This window comes from Paraburkholderia sp. BR10882 (assembly GCF_040948855.1).
GTDB lineage: Bacteria > Pseudomonadota > Gammaproteobacteria > Burkholderiales > Burkholderiaceae > Paraburkholderia > Paraburkholderia nodosa_A.
Map to the genome: position 1 here is coordinate 71,921 of NZ_JBFPKP010000005.1, position 14,666 is coordinate 86,586.

Consider the following 14,666-nt stretch of genomic DNA (forward strand, 5'->3'; position numbering starts at 1 on the left):
CGGACGCGGCGCAACGAGCATTGCGCCGCCGTGCGCCCGCCGATTGTCCAGCAGACGGCGTCGCGCCGAAGCGATCGTGGCGTTTGGCAGGCATTTCTCGTCAAACCCGAACTTGCCGTATCGTCTGAAGCACAAACTGCCGCTTACGCCCTATGTGCGCGCAGCATTCCGGGGCAGCGACGAAAAGCATGACTCGGATTTCCCGATTCATCAGTCGAACTCGCAGGCCGCGGTGAGCCTGTGATGCGCCCATTACGTCCTCATCAATCACAGCAGGAGTCAGTCATGTCACGCACAGTCAGGTTTGCACGAGCAGGCGGCCCGGAAGTACTGCAATTCGTGGACGAACCGGTACGCGCCCCCGGCCAGGGCGAAGTTCGCATCAACGTGAAAGCCATTGGCCTGAATCGCGCGGAATCGATGTGGCGCGCCGACCAGTACATCGAACCCGTGCGCTTTCCGGCAGGACTCGGGTACGAAGCGGCCGGCATCGTCGACGCCGTGGGCGAGGGAGTAGTCGGCATCGCACCGGGAGACAAGGTCAACGTGATCCCGTCGTTTTCGATGAATCAGTACTTCACGTATGGAGAAAGCATCGTCGTGCCGGACTATGCAGTCGTCAGGCATCCTGAATCGCTTTCGTTCGCTGAGGCCGCGTCGGTGTGGATGATGTTCGTCACCGCATACGGCGCGTTGATCGAAGATGCGAAGGTGGGCGCCGGCGATTACGTCGTCGTGCCGGCCGCGTCGAGCAGCGTCGGACTCGCGGCGATCCAGATCGCGAACTACGCCGGTGCGACGTCGATCGCAGTCACGCGTCACGCCGCCAAGAAACAGCCGTTGCTCGACGCAGGCGCGGCGCACGTGGTCGTGACCGACGAGACGGATCTGCTGGACGAAATCATGCGCATCACCGGCGGCAAGGGGGCGCGTGTCGTTTTCGATCCGGTCGGTGGCCCGAACTTCGCGAAGCTGATCTCGGCGCTGTCTTTCCAGGGGATCGCGTATCTCTACGGCGCGCTCGATGAACGTGCCACGACGCTGCCCGTGCTGGAGATGATCGCGAAGGTCGTGAGCGTGAAGGCCCACAACATCTGGCTCACCAGCGGCGACGCAGAGCGCCGCAAGGCCGCGGTGGAATACGTGCTAAAGGGACTCGAAAGCGGCGCGCTCAAGCCCGTCATCGATCGCACGTTCACGTTCGACCAGATTGTGGATGCACACCGCTACCTCGAAACCAATGGGCAGTTCGGCAAGATCGTGGTGACGGTGTAGTCTGCCGATGCGCGGCGCCCAGCATCGGCAAAAACGATCAGCAATAACCGGTGCGAAGCGCCGCTGCCCAGTCGGGCCGGCCATTGGCGGCCGCACGTTCGGCCGCCGCGTGCCCGTCGTACTCCACGGCGCGAAACTCCACGTCCCAGCCGCGCGCGGTACGGGTGACGCTCGCGTAGCGCGCATGCGGCGTCCCCGTTTCCATACGATGCGCAAACGGATGCGTGTCTTCGTATGCGGGCAGGCCGACGCTGCCTGGGTTTACGATGAGGCGGCCGTCGGCCGGCTGCATCGTGCGCGCGAGATGCGTATGGCCGCACAAGATCAACGCCGCCTCGACTTCGGCCGCGCGGCGTCTGACCTCGCTATGCGTGGCCGTTCGGCATCCGCTGGCCGTGACGGTTTCGAGGAAACAGGAGAGGTCGTCCTGCGGCGTGCCGTGCACGAGCAGCACGTCGCTTTCGAGCCATAGCGTGGCAGGCAATGCGCCGACCCATTCCAGCTGTGCTTCGCTCAGCACGCCGCGCAAAGCGGTCCGACGGCCCCATGCGAGTGCCATCCGCGCCAAGCAGCTGTCTTTCGTGGTTGCCGCGTATCGTGGGCAACCCAAGCTGCATCAACCGGTCCGCCGTTTGCGCGATCACCGACATGACCGCCGAGCACATCGAGGTAATTAAACCGCTCATTCCGCTCAAGCGCGCGGCGGACCCGGACGAGATTGCCGGGCTCGTTGCGTGGCTCGCGCGCAAGGAGTCCGGCTATATGACGGGGTCGAGCCTCACCATCGACGGCGGCATGGCGCTGTGAGCGCGCGTGGTGGCGGGCACTCAGGCCCGTGGGGCGTAGACGTTGCACCAGCCGTCGGCGGCCACTGCCTTGCCCGGGAACATCGGGCACGCGCCCGAGGCGTCGGCCGCCGCGCCCGCATAGAAGCGGCAACTCGCGCAGCGCTGACCCGCTGCGTACTTCGGAAACTTGCCTGCGTCGACGCTACTGGCTTTGGCGCGGTAGCCCAGCGACTTCGCGGTGGTGTCGTTCTCGTCGACGAGGGCGGGGCCCGCGAGTGCGCGCCCGGCCGTGGCGAGCGCGGCGCAAAGACCGGCGGTGTGAAGGATGAAGGTTCTGCGATTGCGGGAGATCATGCTGGTTTCCTGAGTTGCGTTAGTGGCGCGGTCCGGCGTTGAGCGGCGTGGTCGACAATTGCGCGGCTTCGGAAGTCAGCTTCGCGTCGCCCGTGTCATAGCCGTTCGTGTAGAGCAGGAAGGCCATCAAATCGGCGTACTCCTGATCGGTCATCTTGCCTGGGCGGTCGGCCGGCATGTTGGTCGACATGTACTGATAGATGCCGCCGATGGTCAAATGCGAATTCGCAGCCGGGGCGAAGGCCGGGCCGCTCAGCGCGGGCGCTGTAATGCCCTCGAGTTGCGCGCCGTGGCATTTCGCACAGGATTCCGAATAAAGATGCTGGCCGTGCTCGACCTGTTCGTGATCGAATGCGGGCGCGTTGCCGCCAGTCGTTGCAGCGACCTTGATGATGGCGCCTGGGCCGTGCATGGCGCTGCGCCCATACGAGGCTTTCGTGCTTTCGAGCGATGGCGCACTCGAATGCGCCTCGCTCGCGGCGCTATCCGGCAGCGTCCAGCCGCGCGTGAGTGCGGCGAGACGGCCGTCTTCGTTCATGCGTGCAAGGGCGTCGTCGATGCGCGATTGCAGCGCACGCATGCCGGCCCCGGAAGCGAACACGAGATGCCAGTCGGCATACGGCGAGGCCGTCGCCGCGACCGCGAATTGATGTTGCGGATGCGCGCGCTGGTAAGCCACGACGGCCGGATACCAGACGATCGCGCGCTGCGCGCGCCCTTTCGCGACCGCGTCGACGGTCAGTTCGGAGGTGTTCTCCAGGTCGAAGCGCGCGTTCTTCTCCTGCACGGCGATGAGTTGCGACGGGCTCGACCAGGTCGCCGCGACCGTTTCCTTGCCGTCGGCAGCGGGCGTGGCGGCGCGCGGGTGGCGTAGCGTGACGCTGACATAGCCCGAGCGCAAGTAGCCTTGCGAGAAAATCATCTGCGAACCCGACGCATCGGCGACGCTCGAGCGCGGGAAGCCCGCAACGAGATCGCAGTCGCGGCCCAGCGCGCTGGCGAGTTCGTGCGCCGAGATGCCGTCGTCGCCGCCATCGTCGTCGATGCCGTGGGTGACGAACGTCGCAACCACGCCAGCGGTTTTCAGCACGGCGCGCGCGACGGCCTGGTCGAGCGCGGCCGTGGGGCTGCCCGGCAACGTGCAGACACGCACGGCGTTCGCCGCCGCATGGGCGCTGGTATGCGCGCCGCCTGCCGCGAGCGCGGCGGCCACGGCGAGCCAGGTGATCCGGATAGTCATGATCGTGTGTTCCAGTGAAGTCGGGGCCGCACGCAAGCGCGGTGGCTTGCGCACAAGCGTGCGGCGAAAGGCGAGAACGTCGTTCAGCCCAGGTTCAGCCCCGGTCCAGTGCGAACACGTAGAGCGTGCCGCCGCGCGGGACATCCTTTGCCACATCGGCCATCGGGCCGCCCCAAATCGGATTCGCGCCGCCGTAGCCCGCAAGCACGGCGACATACTCCTTGCCGTCGACTTCGAACACGGAAGGCTGCGCGATGATGCCGCTCGCGAGCTGCGGGCTTTCCCAGAGCACCTTGCCGGTCGCGACGTCGAACGCATAGAGATGGCCGTCGAGCGAGCCGCTGAACGCGAGACCGCTGGCTGTGGTCGCCACGCCGCCGTTCCAGGGCATCTTGCTCCAGTGGCCCCAGAGCTTCTTGCCGGTGTTCACGTCGATGGCCTGCAGTTCGCCATAGCCTTCGCTGCCCGGTTCAGGCTTGATTTCGAAGCCTTCGCCGAGATAGGGGAGACCTTCCATATAGCTCACCGACTTGCCCGAGAGGCTCATGCACGCGTGCAGCGAAGGCACCACGGCAATGTGCCGCTCCGGATCGTAGGACACCGACCACCAGTTCTTGCCGCCCAGAAAGCTCGGGCAGGTATCGATGGTCGTGCCGGCCTTCGGGTATTTCGACGGGTCCTGAATCGGCTTGCCGTCGTCCGTGTAGCCCGTGACCGAGCTCGCCTTCACGAATGGCTCCGCGTAGATCAGCTTGCCCGTTTGGCGGTCGATGGCGTGGAAGAAGCCGTTGCGGTCGGCGTGGATGATGGCGTCGTAATCCTTGCCCTTGTACTGGATGTTCGCGAGGATCGGCGTGTTGACGCCGTCATAGTCCCATGTGTCGTTGCTCGTGTACTGGTAATGCCATTTGAGCTTGCCGTTCTTCGGGTCGAGCGCGAGTAGCGAATCGGAGTACAGATTGTCTCCGGGGCGCAGCGCGGCGAGCCACGGGCCGGGGTTGCCCACGCCCCAGTACAGCGTGCGGCTCGCGGCGTCGTAGGTGCCGGTTAGCCACGCGGCGCCGCCGCCGTGCGCCTGCATGCCGTCGGGCCAGGTCTCCGCGCCTTTTTCGCCTGAGCCCGGAATGGTGTAGCGCTTCCACACGATCGCGCCGTCGTCGGGGTTCAGCGCGGCGATATAGCCGCGAATGCCGTACTCGCCGCCCGAGGTGCCCACGACGATCGAGCCGTCGAGCGCAAGCGGCGCGAGCGAGAACGCGTAGCCGAGGCCCGGTTCGAACATCTGCTTCTTCCAGACCACGTCGCCGGTCTTCGCGTCGAGTGCGGCGATTTCGCCGCTCAGCATGGCGATATAGACGTTCTTGCCGTACAGCGCCACGCCGCGGTTCACCACGTCGCAGCACGCGGTCTTGAACGACTCCGCGCCGAGCTTCGGCTCGTATTTCCAGAGTTGCGTACCCGTCTTTGCATCGAAGGCGTAGACGTTGTCTTTCGGCGTACTGACGAAGAGATAGTTGCCGTTGACGATGGGCGTCGCCTCGAAACCCTGCTTCAGTTCGGCGGGGAACTGGTAGCTCCACGCCTGTTTGAGCTCGCCGACGTTCGACGCGTCGATCTGCTTGAGCGGCGAGTGCGACTGGCCGTTGTAGCTGCGGTAGTACGTGAGCCAGCCCGGGTCGCTTTGCGCGCGGGTCAGGCGGTCATAGGTCACGGGCGGATAGTCCGAGGCGGCATCCACTGGGCCCGCGTTCAAGGACATCGCCGCTGCGATGGCCATGGCGCAGGTCGCAAGCCGGCTTGCCGCAGCCGAGCGTCTCTTCATCTTCGTCTCCTGAATATTTGTCGATGCACGGCCGGGAAGCGGTCAGGCTGGATGTGCGGGGGATGGGGCCGGTCCGGGTGCGCTGCCGTTCTTGCAAGTCGTATGCCATTCGCCGCGAAGCGTTGCGTGTCGGGCGATGCAGCCCGTTGACCGGCTTCCCGGCGAGGTGCCCCGTGCGTGGCCGATGTGTTGCATTCCGGTACAGGCCGCCGCGAAAAGTGTTGGCGAACGTGACAGTGGGCCGGTCGCGCCGAAGGACGCTGCGCGCAATCGCGCGTGCCGATGCACGCTGGCACGTTCCTGGCTAGATCACGGCAAAGAGGAGACGGTTGTGTGCGCAGCGGTCGGCGCTCGACGCTACGGCGTCGAGCTACACGAGCGCGAAAAAAACAGATGGAGACGAAAGTTGATTCCAAAGAAGGCGGTGGGCGCCAGGCGCGCGTATGCGACGCTCGGCACGAGCCTCGCCCTGGGCGCGCTGTGCTGCGGTACATCCACGCTGGCCATCGCGCAGGCACAGAGCGCAGCGGATAACAGCGCGGCGAGCGCGACGGCGGCCCCGCTCGTTCTGCCCGCTGTCGTGGTGGTCGGCACGACGCCGCTGCTCGGCATCGGTACGCCGCTCGCGAAGGTGCCGGCCAACGTGCAGACCGTGAACGCGCAGGACATCGCGACACAGCACCGCGAAACGCTGACCGACTTTTTCGCCGCGAACCTGCCGGGCGTGAGTGTGACCGACGCACAAGGCAATCCTTTCCAGATGAACCTGAACTATCGCGGCTTCACGGCATCGCCGGTGCTTGGCACCCCTCAGGGATTGTCGGTGTTCGTCGACGGCGTGCGCGTGAACGAGCCGTTTGGCGACGTGGTGAACTGGGACCTGATACCGACCGGCGCGATCGACAAGATCCAACTCATTCCAGGCTCGAATCCTGTCTACGGCCTCAACACGCTGGGCGGCGCCATCGCGATCACGACGAAGAACGGGCGCACGAGCCCCGGCGGCGACATCGATCTATCGGGCGGCTCATGGGGACGCAAGAGTGCGCAGTTCGAGCAGGGCGGCACGCTCGGGCCGCATGTTGACTACTACGCGAACGCGAACGTCACAAACGACAACGGCTGGGCCGACCACAACGCGAGCCGCGTGCGCCAGGGATTCGGCAAGCTGCGCTACACCGACGACGACACGACGCTCTCGATCTCGGGCGGCGGCGCGGACAACCAGCTATACGGCAGCCAGACCATTCCGCGCTCGTTTCTGGACAACCCGAAACAGGCCTACACGTTTCCGGACCTGAACCGCAACAGCGTGGGCTACCTCACACTCTCGGGCGAACACTTCTTCAACGACAACGTGGAGTTGAGCGGCAACGCTTACTATCGGCACCTGCGCAACGAGAACGTGAGCAGCAACAACAACACCGATTACGGCTCGATCGACGCGGACGGCAACGTCGATACGCTGGAGGGCAGCAACGTCGATTCCATCGTCACGACGGACAGCTTTGGCGCGAGCCTGCAGCTGACGCTGCTCGGCAAGCTGGGCGGCATCGGGAGCCAGCTCGTTGCGGGCGTGGCGGCGGACTTCGCGAACTCGCACTACGTCTCGTCTTCGCAGAATGCCGCCTTCACGCCCGACCGCGCGACGGTCGGTATCGGCGATTTCGTTCAGCAGACCGATGCAAAAACACGCAACGCTAACTATGGCCTCTACCTGAACGAGACGCTCACGCTCACGCCGCAATGGACGCTCACGCTGTCGGGGCGCTACGACTGGGCGAGCGCGCGCATCGCAGACGAAAGCGGCGTGCAGCCGCTGCTCGACGGCTATCACACGTTCTCGCGCTTCAATCCCGCAGTGGGGCTCAACTGGAATCCGCTGCCCACCGTCACGGTCTACGCGACCTACAACGAAGGCATGCGCGCGCCCACCGCAATCGAGCTTGCGTGCGCGGACCCCGCTGCGCCGTGCTCGCTGCCGAACGACTTCGTGGCCGATCCGGCGCTGCAGCCTGTGGTCTCGAAGACTTTCGAGGCCGGTGCGCGCGGTCGTATCGGCTCGCAGACAACGTGGAGCGCCGCCGCATTCAGCACCACGCTCTCCAACGACATCGAGTTCGTGAGCGCGGCGGGCAGCACGCAGGGCTACTTTCAGAATGTCGGCAAGACGCGCCGCCAGGGTGTCGAGCTGGCGGGTCACACGGCGTTCGGCCCCGTTGGCATCAGCCTGAACTACAGCTACGTGGACGCGACCTACCGCTCGACATGGACCGAACAAAGCTCCGCGAATTCGTCGGCGGATGCGAACGGCGTCATCACGGTGCGGCCGGGCGACCACGTGCCCGGCATTCCGGCGCATGCCGTCAAGCTGCGGCTCGATTACGCGGCCACGGCGCAATGGAGCATCGGCACGAACATCACATGGCGCAGCGGCGTGTATGCGCAAGGCGACGAAAACAATCAGGATGCCAATGGAAAGATCGCGGGCTATGTGCTCGTGGATCTCGACACGCGCTATCGCGTCACAAAGCGGCTGGAGGTCTACGCGAACGTGACGAACCTGTTCGACAAGCGTTATGCGAGCTTCGGCGTGCTGGGCCAGAACTTCTTCAACGGGCCCGGCCACACGTTCGACGGCGCGAATCCGGTGAACGAGCAATTCGTCGGACAAGGCGCGCCGCGCGGTTTTTGGGTGGGCCTGCATTACGCATGGGATTGAAGGGATGTGCTGCATATGCGCGCATCGGGGTGAGTCCGCATTCCTCCACGCGGGCCATTTGCGGTAATACATAGGCTGGCGAATCGCTGCGGCGCGTGTTTCGATCGACGCACGTTGCGTTGCATACGATTCGCTTACACAGCGTGTTGCGCGTCGCGTGCGCGTTCGGCGCAAACCGGCTGGCTGGATTCGATGGCCGGATGGCCCGGAGCTTGCTAATAGAGGACACCGAGAAATACCGAAGTGTCCGGCAAGGTACCGGCCAATCGTGGAGGAGAGCATGCGCGACGACGTACAGATGGCCGCGGGGCAAGCGGTCCAGATGTCCAATGGCTGGCCCGCACCGGCTATCCAGAAGGCACACGAGCGCTCGGAGACCTTCGGTCTGCGCGCGAGCGCGAGACCGGATTACGACGTGCTTTCGGGCGCGGGGCTCGAACTCAAGCGCGAGCAGAACCGCGTGCTGTGCATGCATGCCACGCCTGTCATGGAGACGCTGCACGAGCAGATCGTCAACACGCAAAGCATGATCGTGCTGACCAATGCCGAAGGCTTGATCCTGCATTCGATCGGCGACGACGATTTCCTCCAGCGCGCCGAAAAGGTCGCGCTGCGGCCGGGCGCCAACTGGGCCGAGGACCGCCAGGGCACCAACGCGATCGGCACCGCGCTCGCCGAGCGCTGCGCGATGGTCGTGCACGGCGACCAGCATTACCTCGCGGCGAACCGCTTCCTCACCTGCTCGAGCGTGCCGATCTTCGACCCATACGGCGACGTGATCGGCGTGCTGGACGTGACGGGCGATCATCGCAGCTATCACCAGCACACCATGGCGCTCGCGCGCATGTCAGTGCAAATGATTGAGAATCATTTGTTTGCGACGACTTTTCAGGAGACGCTGCAGGTCTCGTTTCATGGCCGCCCGGAATTCCTCGGCACACTCATGGAAGGCATCGCCGCCTTCACCTGCGACGGGCGTTTTCTCTCGGCCAACCGCAGCGCGCAGTTTCAGCTCGGCCTCTCGCTCGCCGCGCTGCGCGCTCATACGCTCTCGTCGCTATTCCAGACCACCAGCGCGCAGCTGATCGACAGTATGCGTGCGGGGTTGGAATCGCACTTCATGCTCAATCTGGCGAGCGGGGCGGTGGTTTGCGCGCGCGTGCAGTTCAGGCGCGCCACGTTGGCCGAAGGCGCCCGACCCGTTGCGGTGCATGGCTCGGCTGTGCAGCCGGCCGCCTATGCAACGGCGCAGCCGCCTTCCATGGGCCTCTCGCGCCTGAGCTACCTCGACACGGGCGATCCGCAAGTGGCGCTCGTGATCGCGAAGGTGCGCAAGGTGATCGGCAAGGACATCCCGGTTCTCGTCACCGGCGAAACCGGCACGGGCAAGGAGCTGCTCGCCCAGGCCATTCACAACGATTCGCCGCGCCGCGACCAGCCGTTCGTGGCGGTGAATTGCGCGTCGATTCCGGAAACGCTGATTGAATCGGAGCTGTTCGGCTACGAGGAGGGTGCATTTACCGGCGCGCGGCGCAAGGGCGCGGTGGGCAAGTTGTTGCAGGCGAACGGCGGCACGCTGTTTCTCGACGAGATCGGCGACATGCCGTATCCGCTGCAAGTGCGCCTCTTGCGTGTGCTGCAGGAGCGCATGGTCAATCCGCTCGGCTCGACGAAGACCATCCCCGTCGATATCTCGATCATCTGCGCGACGCACCGCGACTTGCGAGAGATGATCGCGCAGAACCGTTTTCGCGAGGACCTGTATTACCGGCTCAATGGCCTCGTGGTGCGGCTGCCGCCGCTGCGCGACCGCACGGATCTCGCGGTCGTGATTCAAAAGCTCTTGCACCGGGAATCGCACGGGCGTACCAACGTGCAGCCACTCAGCGTCGCAGCGGAGGTGATGGCGCTGTTCGAGCGCTGCGCGTGGCCCGGCAACTTCCGCCAGCTCGGCAACCTGCTGCGCACGGCCGCAGCCATGGTCGACGATGACGGCCAGATCCGGCGCGAGCACCTGCCCGACGACTTCTTCGACGATCTGCGCTGCTGCGGCCAGACCCAGGCATTGCCCCCGGCGCATGCCCGCGCGGAGCCGCTGGTGCCGGAGGATGCGCGCCTTGAAGACGTGACCGCCTCGACGATCGCGGCCACACTCGCGCGCCATGGCGGCAACGTGTCGGCTGCGGCGCGGGCGTTGGGCGTGTCGCGCAATACCATCTACCGCAAGATGCCCGCTGCCGATCCCGGTCGCGGTTCGGGCGACGCCTGAAGCGCCATTCGCGCGCGCGGCCAGGCCACTTCCTGTCTCCTCCTCTGTCCCACGGGTGTTGCATCCTGTAGCACCCGTGTTCCGAAACGCAACACTCCTTCCCGCGCCGGCAGCACTGGCCGCATCGAGCGAACGCTGGCTCACACCGGCATGCCCCTTGCTTTAAAGAGACTGGCCGCACATTCGATGCGGTATGCAGCCTCAATCTCAAACAAGGAGACATGTCATGCAGTGGACGACCCCCGCTTATACCGACTTGCGTTTCGGCTTCGAAATCACGATGTATATCGCCAACCGCTGAGCGCACGGCAGCGTGCCGCCCGCGCGGCTATCGGGGCGTGGCGGGCGGCATGCAGCGAGAACGATCATGAAGATCAGGATACTGGGTTCAGGCGCGGGCGGCGGCCTGCCGCAATGGAACTGCAACTGCGCGAATTGCCGCCGCGCGCGGCAGGCGTGCAGCGATGTGCTGCCGCGCACGCAGTCGTCGATCGCTGTGAGCGGCGACGGCGCGGACTGGGTGCTCGTCAATGCGTCGCCGGATCTGCTTGCACAGTTGCGCTCGCACTCCGATCTGCAGCCCGCTCGCGCAACGCGCGATAGCGCGCTAGCGGCTGTCGTGCTGACCGACGCGCAGATCGACCACGTAACGGGCCTGCTGATGCTGCGCGAACGCACGTCGCCGTTGCTGCTCTATGCGTGTGCGCCGGTGCTCGACGATCTGTCGAGCGGGTTGCCGCTCGTACCGCTGCTCGGCCACTACTGCGGCGTGGAGGCACATACGGTCGCGCCGGGCGAGCCGTTCACGGTTGCCGCTTGCGCCGGCCTGCGTTTTACCGCGCTGCCCGTGGAGAGCAAGCCGCCGCCATATTCGCCACGCCGCGAGGCATCCGCGCCGGGCGACAATATCGCACTCTTGATCGAGGATATCGCAGCGGGCACGCGTGCGTTCTATGCGCCGGGTCTGGCGCAGATGAGCACCGACGTGCTCGGCACCATGCGCCAAGCCGACCTCGTGCTCGTGGACGGCACGTTCTGGACCACCACCGAAATGATCGACCTCGGCCTCTCGACGAAGCACGCGGTCGACATGGGGCATCTCGCGCAGCGCGGTGACGACGGCCGGCCGGGCATGATCGACTGGCTCGACACGTTGCCGCGCGGCACGCGCAAGGTGCTCACGCATATCAACAACACCAATCCGATTCTCGACCCGCATTCCGTCGAGCACGCCCAACTGCGTGCACACGGCATCGACGTGGCCCACGACGGTATGCAGTTTCAGGTATGACGATGAACGCACCTCTCAAGCTTGAAAACACGCACGAAATATCATGGACTGCGAATGAATTCGAATCGCGTCTTCGTGCCCTCGAATCGCGCTATCACATCCACCATCCATTCAACCGCATGCTCAACGGCGGGCGTTGCTCGCCCGCGCAGATCCGCGGGTGGGTCGCGAACCGCTTTTACTATCAGATCAACATTCCGCTCAAGGATGCGGCGATTCTTTCGAACTGCCCCGACCGTGCCACGCGCCGCCGCTGGATCCAGCGTCTGACCGACCACGACGGGCAAGGCGAGAACGAAGGCGGCATCGAAGCCTGGGTGCGCCTGGGCGATGCCGTTGGCGTCGATCCGGACACGATGTGGTCGCAACGACTCGTGCTGCCCGGCGTGCGCTTCGCGGTCGATGCCTACGTGAATTTCGCGCGGCGCGCGCCGTGGCAGGAGGGTGTGTGTTCGTCGCTTACCGAGATGTTCGCACCGCAGATTCATCTGGACCGGCTCGCGGGTTGGCCTTCGCATTACCCGTGGATCGAGCCGCAAGGCCTTCAGTATTTTCGCAGCCGCGTGCCGCTCGCGCAGCGCGACGTCGAACACGGGCTCGAAGTGACGCTGAGCCATTTCCGCACGCCCGCCGAACAGCAGCGTGCGGTGGAGATCCTGCAGTTCAAGCTCGACATTCTCTGGTCGATCCTCGATGCAGTCGAAAAGGCGTGGCCCATATGAATCCGATAGTGCCCGATGCAGGCAGCGGCGTGCCGCTGCGCCCGCGCTTGCGCGGCATGTACCGCTTGCAGTGGGAGGCGGCCCAGGACGCCTACGTTCTGCTCTATCCCGAAGGGATGGTGCAGCTCAATTCGAGCGCGGGCGAGATACTCGCGCGTTGTGACGGCGCGCATGAACTCGACGAGATCATCGGCGAGCTGGAGCGGCTTTTCAGTACCTCCGAGCTGGCGCCCGACGTCTATCGCTTTCTCGATCACGCGCGGCTGCGCGGCTGGCTCGACTGACATGGCGACCGCTCCTGCCCCCCTGCCCAAGCCGCTCTGGCTGCTCGCCGAGCTGACTTACCGCTGCCCGCTGCATTGCGCGTTCTGCTACAACCCGGTGGACTTCTCGCGGCACGGCGAAGAACTCGACACCGAAACATGGCGCGCGACCATCAGCGCCGCTCGCGAACTGGGCGCGGCGCAGATCGGCTTTTCCGGCGGCGAGCCGCTGCTGCGCGACGACCTGGAAGCGCTCGTCGCGCATGCGCGCCAGCTTGGCTTCTATACGAACGTGATCACGTCCGGGATCGGCTTGAACGTTGAGCGCATCGAGAGGCTCAAGGCGGCCGGGCTCGATCATATTCAGGTGTCGATGCAGGATTCCACACGCGAACTCAACGACTTTCTCACGAGCACGCGCACGTTCGAACTGAAGCGCAACGTTGCGCGGCTCGTGAAGGCGCATGGCTATCCCATGGTCCTCAACTGCGTGCTGCATCGTTTCAATCTGCCGCACATCGCGCAGATCATCGACATGGCGCTCGAACTGGGCGCCGACTATCTGGAGCTCGCGAACACGCAGTATTACGGCTGGGCCATGCTGAATCGCGACCAGTTGATGCCCACCGCCGAGCAGCTTCGCGAAGCGGAGGAGACCGTGAACCGCTATCGCGCCCGGATTGGCGATCGGTGCCGCATTTTGTTCGTCGTGCCCGACTACTTCGAACAGCGGCCCAAAGCGTGCATGAGCGGCTGGGGCAGCGTGTTTCTCGGCGTGGCACCCGACGGCGCGGCGTTGCCTTGCCACGCGGCACGTTCGTTGCCGGGCCTCGTGTTGCCGAACGTGCGCGACGTGCCGCTGCGGCAGATTTGGTACGAGAGCGAAGCGTTCAACACGTTTCGCGGCGATGGCTGGATGCGCGACCCCTGCCGCAGTTGCGACGAGCGTCACGCCGATCATGGCGGTTGCCGATGCCAGGCCTACCTCCTGACCGGCGACGCCGCCGCGGTCGACCCGGTGTGCGGGAAGTCGCCGCATCACGACCGCATCGTGCAGGCCGTGGAATTCGCAAGACGGCCAACGCGCGACGACGAGCGGCCGATCGTGTTCCGCAGCCGGCAGAACTCGCTCGCGCTTTGAGTGGAGAATCGACATGGCGTCGGTCGTTGCGCGCTTCGATCGCGGTGAGCCTGCGGCGTTCGGCCAGCACCCGTTCGGGCGGCGTGCCGCAATCGCCGGTGTGGTCGCGGGCGTGCTCGCGCTGCATGCCGCGCTGATTGCGGTGGCGCGATGGGAGGCGCCCGCGTCGCACGCGATGCCGGTGCGCGTGAGGGTCGTTGACGCCGTGCTGATCGCGCCGATTCCGCCTGTGTCGAACAAGAACGAAGCGCCTGCGCGAACGTCTTCGCCGAGCCGACCCACTCACGAAGCAATCCAGAATAATCGTGTGCAGTCGGCTAGAACCCGTCCACCTGCGCCTGTGCGTGCGCAAAGCATTGCACGCACGCCGCCGCCGCTAACGCCACCACCGTCCGCACATGCTGCCCCCGAAGCCGCGACGCCGACGGAGCGCATAGCTGGACCGCAGCCGCGATCGCAACCTGCGCCCGTCGCTCAGGCACCTGCCGTGGACGTGCCGCGCCGCGTCGCCCATCTGGATTGCGCGCTCACGAAGCCCGACTACCCCGCGCAGTCCTTGCGCCGCGCCGAGGCGGGCACGGCCATCATCGAAGTCGATACCGCAGCGGACGGCCACGTAGTCGCCGCGCGTGTAGCGACGACCAGCGGCTACGCGAGGCTCGACGAAGCGGCGCGCGACGCGGCGCTCGCGAGCCGCTGCCAGCCCTATGCCGAGGACGGCAAGGCGGCGCCAGCGCGTGCCGACGTGCCGTTCACGTTCACCCTCAGCGAATGAAACG

General features: G+C 65.4%; 13 protein-coding genes and 1 pseudogene. 10 read left to right on the forward strand and 4 right to left on the reverse strand.

What is annotated here, in order from left to right; translation table 11 throughout:
* Positions 1-285 precede the first annotated feature (285 nt).
* Entirely contained in the window at positions 286-1,275 is a 990-nt protein-coding gene (locus tag AB3X99_RS15125) for a zinc-dependent alcohol dehydrogenase family protein (RefSeq protein WP_368617382.1), read from the forward strand.
* A gap of 37 nt (positions 1,276-1,312) precedes the next feature.
* On the opposite strand, the pseudogene AB3X99_RS15130 reads toward AB3X99_RS15125, so the two are convergent.
* Positions 1,313-1,913, reverse strand: a pseudogene (locus tag AB3X99_RS15130) (metallophosphoesterase); the annotation flags it as partial.
* Positions 1,914-1,923: 10 nt separating this feature from the next.
* Between AB3X99_RS15130 and AB3X99_RS15135 the strand changes: the two are divergent.
* Positions 1,924-2,082 carry an SDR family oxidoreductase gene (locus AB3X99_RS15135; protein ID WP_368604693.1) on the forward strand — a complete coding sequence of 53 codons (159 nt, stop codon included), beginning with the start codon at positions 1,924-1,926 and terminating at the stop codon, positions 2,080-2,082.
* 20 nt (positions 2,083-2,102) lie between these two features.
* Here the strand turns inward: AB3X99_RS15135 and AB3X99_RS15140 are convergent, their stop codons facing one another.
* The 3 genes from AB3X99_RS15140 to AB3X99_RS15150 all read right to left on the reverse strand — a co-directional run bounded on the left by AB3X99_RS15140 (position 2,103) and on the right by AB3X99_RS15150 (position 5,479).
* Positions 2,103-2,417 carry a high-potential iron-sulfur protein gene (locus AB3X99_RS15140; protein ID WP_069262325.1) on the reverse strand — a complete coding sequence of 105 codons (315 nt, stop codon included), beginning with the start codon at positions 2,415-2,417 and terminating at the stop codon, positions 2,103-2,105.
* 19 nt (positions 2,418-2,436) lie between these two features.
* Positions 2,437-3,657, reverse strand: coding sequence for a c-type cytochrome (locus AB3X99_RS15145; protein ID WP_368617383.1), 1,221 nt, complete (start codon positions 3,655-3,657; stop codon positions 2,437-2,439).
* Positions 3,658-3,751: 94 nt separating this feature from the next.
* Positions 3,752-5,479 (reverse strand): methanol/ethanol family PQQ-dependent dehydrogenase, encoded by a 1,728-nt coding sequence (locus tag AB3X99_RS15150; protein WP_368604691.1) that lies wholly within the window; start codon positions 5,477-5,479, stop codon positions 3,752-3,754.
* Positions 5,480-5,948: 469 nt separating this feature from the next.
* On the opposite strand from AB3X99_RS15150, the gene AB3X99_RS15155 reads away from it, so the two are divergent.
* From AB3X99_RS15155 to AB3X99_RS15190, 8 genes are all read left to right on the forward strand, one after another.
* Positions 5,949-8,201, forward strand: coding sequence for a TonB-dependent receptor (locus AB3X99_RS15155; protein ID WP_368617581.1), 2,253 nt, complete (start codon positions 5,949-5,951; stop codon positions 8,199-8,201).
* Positions 8,202-8,481: 280 nt separating this feature from the next.
* On the forward strand, positions 8,482-10,470 hold the full coding sequence (locus tag AB3X99_RS15160; protein ID WP_368617384.1) for a sigma-54-dependent Fis family transcriptional regulator: 1,989 nt from the start codon (positions 8,482-8,484) through the stop codon (positions 10,468-10,470).
* Positions 10,471-10,696: 226 nt separating this feature from the next.
* A complete protein-coding gene (pqqA, locus tag AB3X99_RS15165) occupies positions 10,697-10,771 on the forward strand; it encodes a pyrroloquinoline quinone precursor peptide PqqA (RefSeq protein ID WP_006410019.1) in 75 nt (24 codons plus the stop codon).
* 66 nt (positions 10,772-10,837) lie between these two features.
* Positions 10,838-11,761, forward strand: coding sequence for a pyrroloquinoline quinone biosynthesis protein PqqB (gene pqqB / locus AB3X99_RS15170; RefSeq protein WP_368617385.1), 924 nt, complete (start codon positions 10,838-10,840; stop codon positions 11,759-11,761).
* A gap of 2 nt (positions 11,762-11,763) precedes the next feature.
* Positions 11,764-12,483 carry a pyrroloquinoline-quinone synthase PqqC gene (pqqC, locus tag AB3X99_RS15175; RefSeq protein ID WP_368617386.1) on the forward strand — a complete coding sequence of 240 codons (720 nt, stop codon included), beginning with the start codon at positions 11,764-11,766 and terminating at the stop codon, positions 12,481-12,483.
* A complete protein-coding gene (gene pqqD, locus AB3X99_RS15180; RefSeq protein WP_069262319.1) occupies positions 12,480-12,767 on the forward strand; it encodes a pyrroloquinoline quinone biosynthesis peptide chaperone PqqD in 288 nt (95 codons plus the stop codon). The genes pqqC and pqqD overlap by 4 nt, the downstream gene beginning before the upstream one ends.
* A gap of 1 nt (position 12,768) precedes the next feature.
* Positions 12,769-13,887, forward strand: coding sequence for a pyrroloquinoline quinone biosynthesis protein PqqE (gene pqqE / locus AB3X99_RS15185; RefSeq protein ID WP_368617387.1), 1,119 nt, complete (start codon positions 12,769-12,771; stop codon positions 13,885-13,887).
* Positions 13,888-13,900: 13 nt separating this feature from the next.
* The gene (locus tag AB3X99_RS15190) at positions 13,901-14,662 is read left to right on the forward strand and encodes a TonB family protein (protein ID WP_368617388.1); all 762 of its coding nucleotides are present in this window, start codon (positions 13,901-13,903) and stop codon (positions 14,660-14,662) included.
* Positions 14,663-14,666: the final 4 nt, after the last annotated feature.

Coding starts and splice junctions, on each gene's coding strand:
- AB3X99_RS15125 (WP_368617382.1), top strand. CDS start 286: ATGTCACGCACAGTCAGGTTTGCACGAGCAGGCGGCCCGGAAGTACTG.
- AB3X99_RS15135 (WP_368604693.1), top strand. CDS start 1,924: ATGACCGCCGAGCACATCGAGGTAATTAAACCGCTCATTCCGCTCAAG.
- AB3X99_RS15140 (WP_069262325.1), bottom strand. CDS start 2,417: ATGATCTCCCGCAATCGCAGAACCTTCATCCTTCACACCGCCGGTCTT.
- AB3X99_RS15145 (WP_368617383.1), bottom strand. CDS start 3,657: ATGACTATCCGGATCACCTGGCTCGCCGTGGCCGCCGCGCTCGCGGCA.
- AB3X99_RS15150 (WP_368604691.1), bottom strand. CDS start 5,479: ATGAAGAGACGCTCGGCTGCGGCAAGCCGGCTTGCGACCTGCGCCATG.
- AB3X99_RS15160 (WP_368617384.1), top strand. CDS start 8,482: ATGCGCGACGACGTACAGATGGCCGCGGGGCAAGCGGTCCAGATGTCC.
- pqqB (WP_368617385.1), top strand. CDS start 10,838: ATGAAGATCAGGATACTGGGTTCAGGCGCGGGCGGCGGCCTGCCGCAA.
- pqqC (WP_368617386.1), top strand. CDS start 11,764: ATGAACGCACCTCTCAAGCTTGAAAACACGCACGAAATATCATGGACT.
- pqqD (WP_069262319.1), top strand. CDS start 12,480: ATGAATCCGATAGTGCCCGATGCAGGCAGCGGCGTGCCGCTGCGCCCG.
- pqqE (WP_368617387.1), top strand. CDS start 12,769: ATGGCGACCGCTCCTGCCCCCCTGCCCAAGCCGCTCTGGCTGCTCGCC.
- AB3X99_RS15190 (WP_368617388.1), top strand. CDS start 13,901: ATGGCGTCGGTCGTTGCGCGCTTCGATCGCGGTGAGCCTGCGGCGTTC.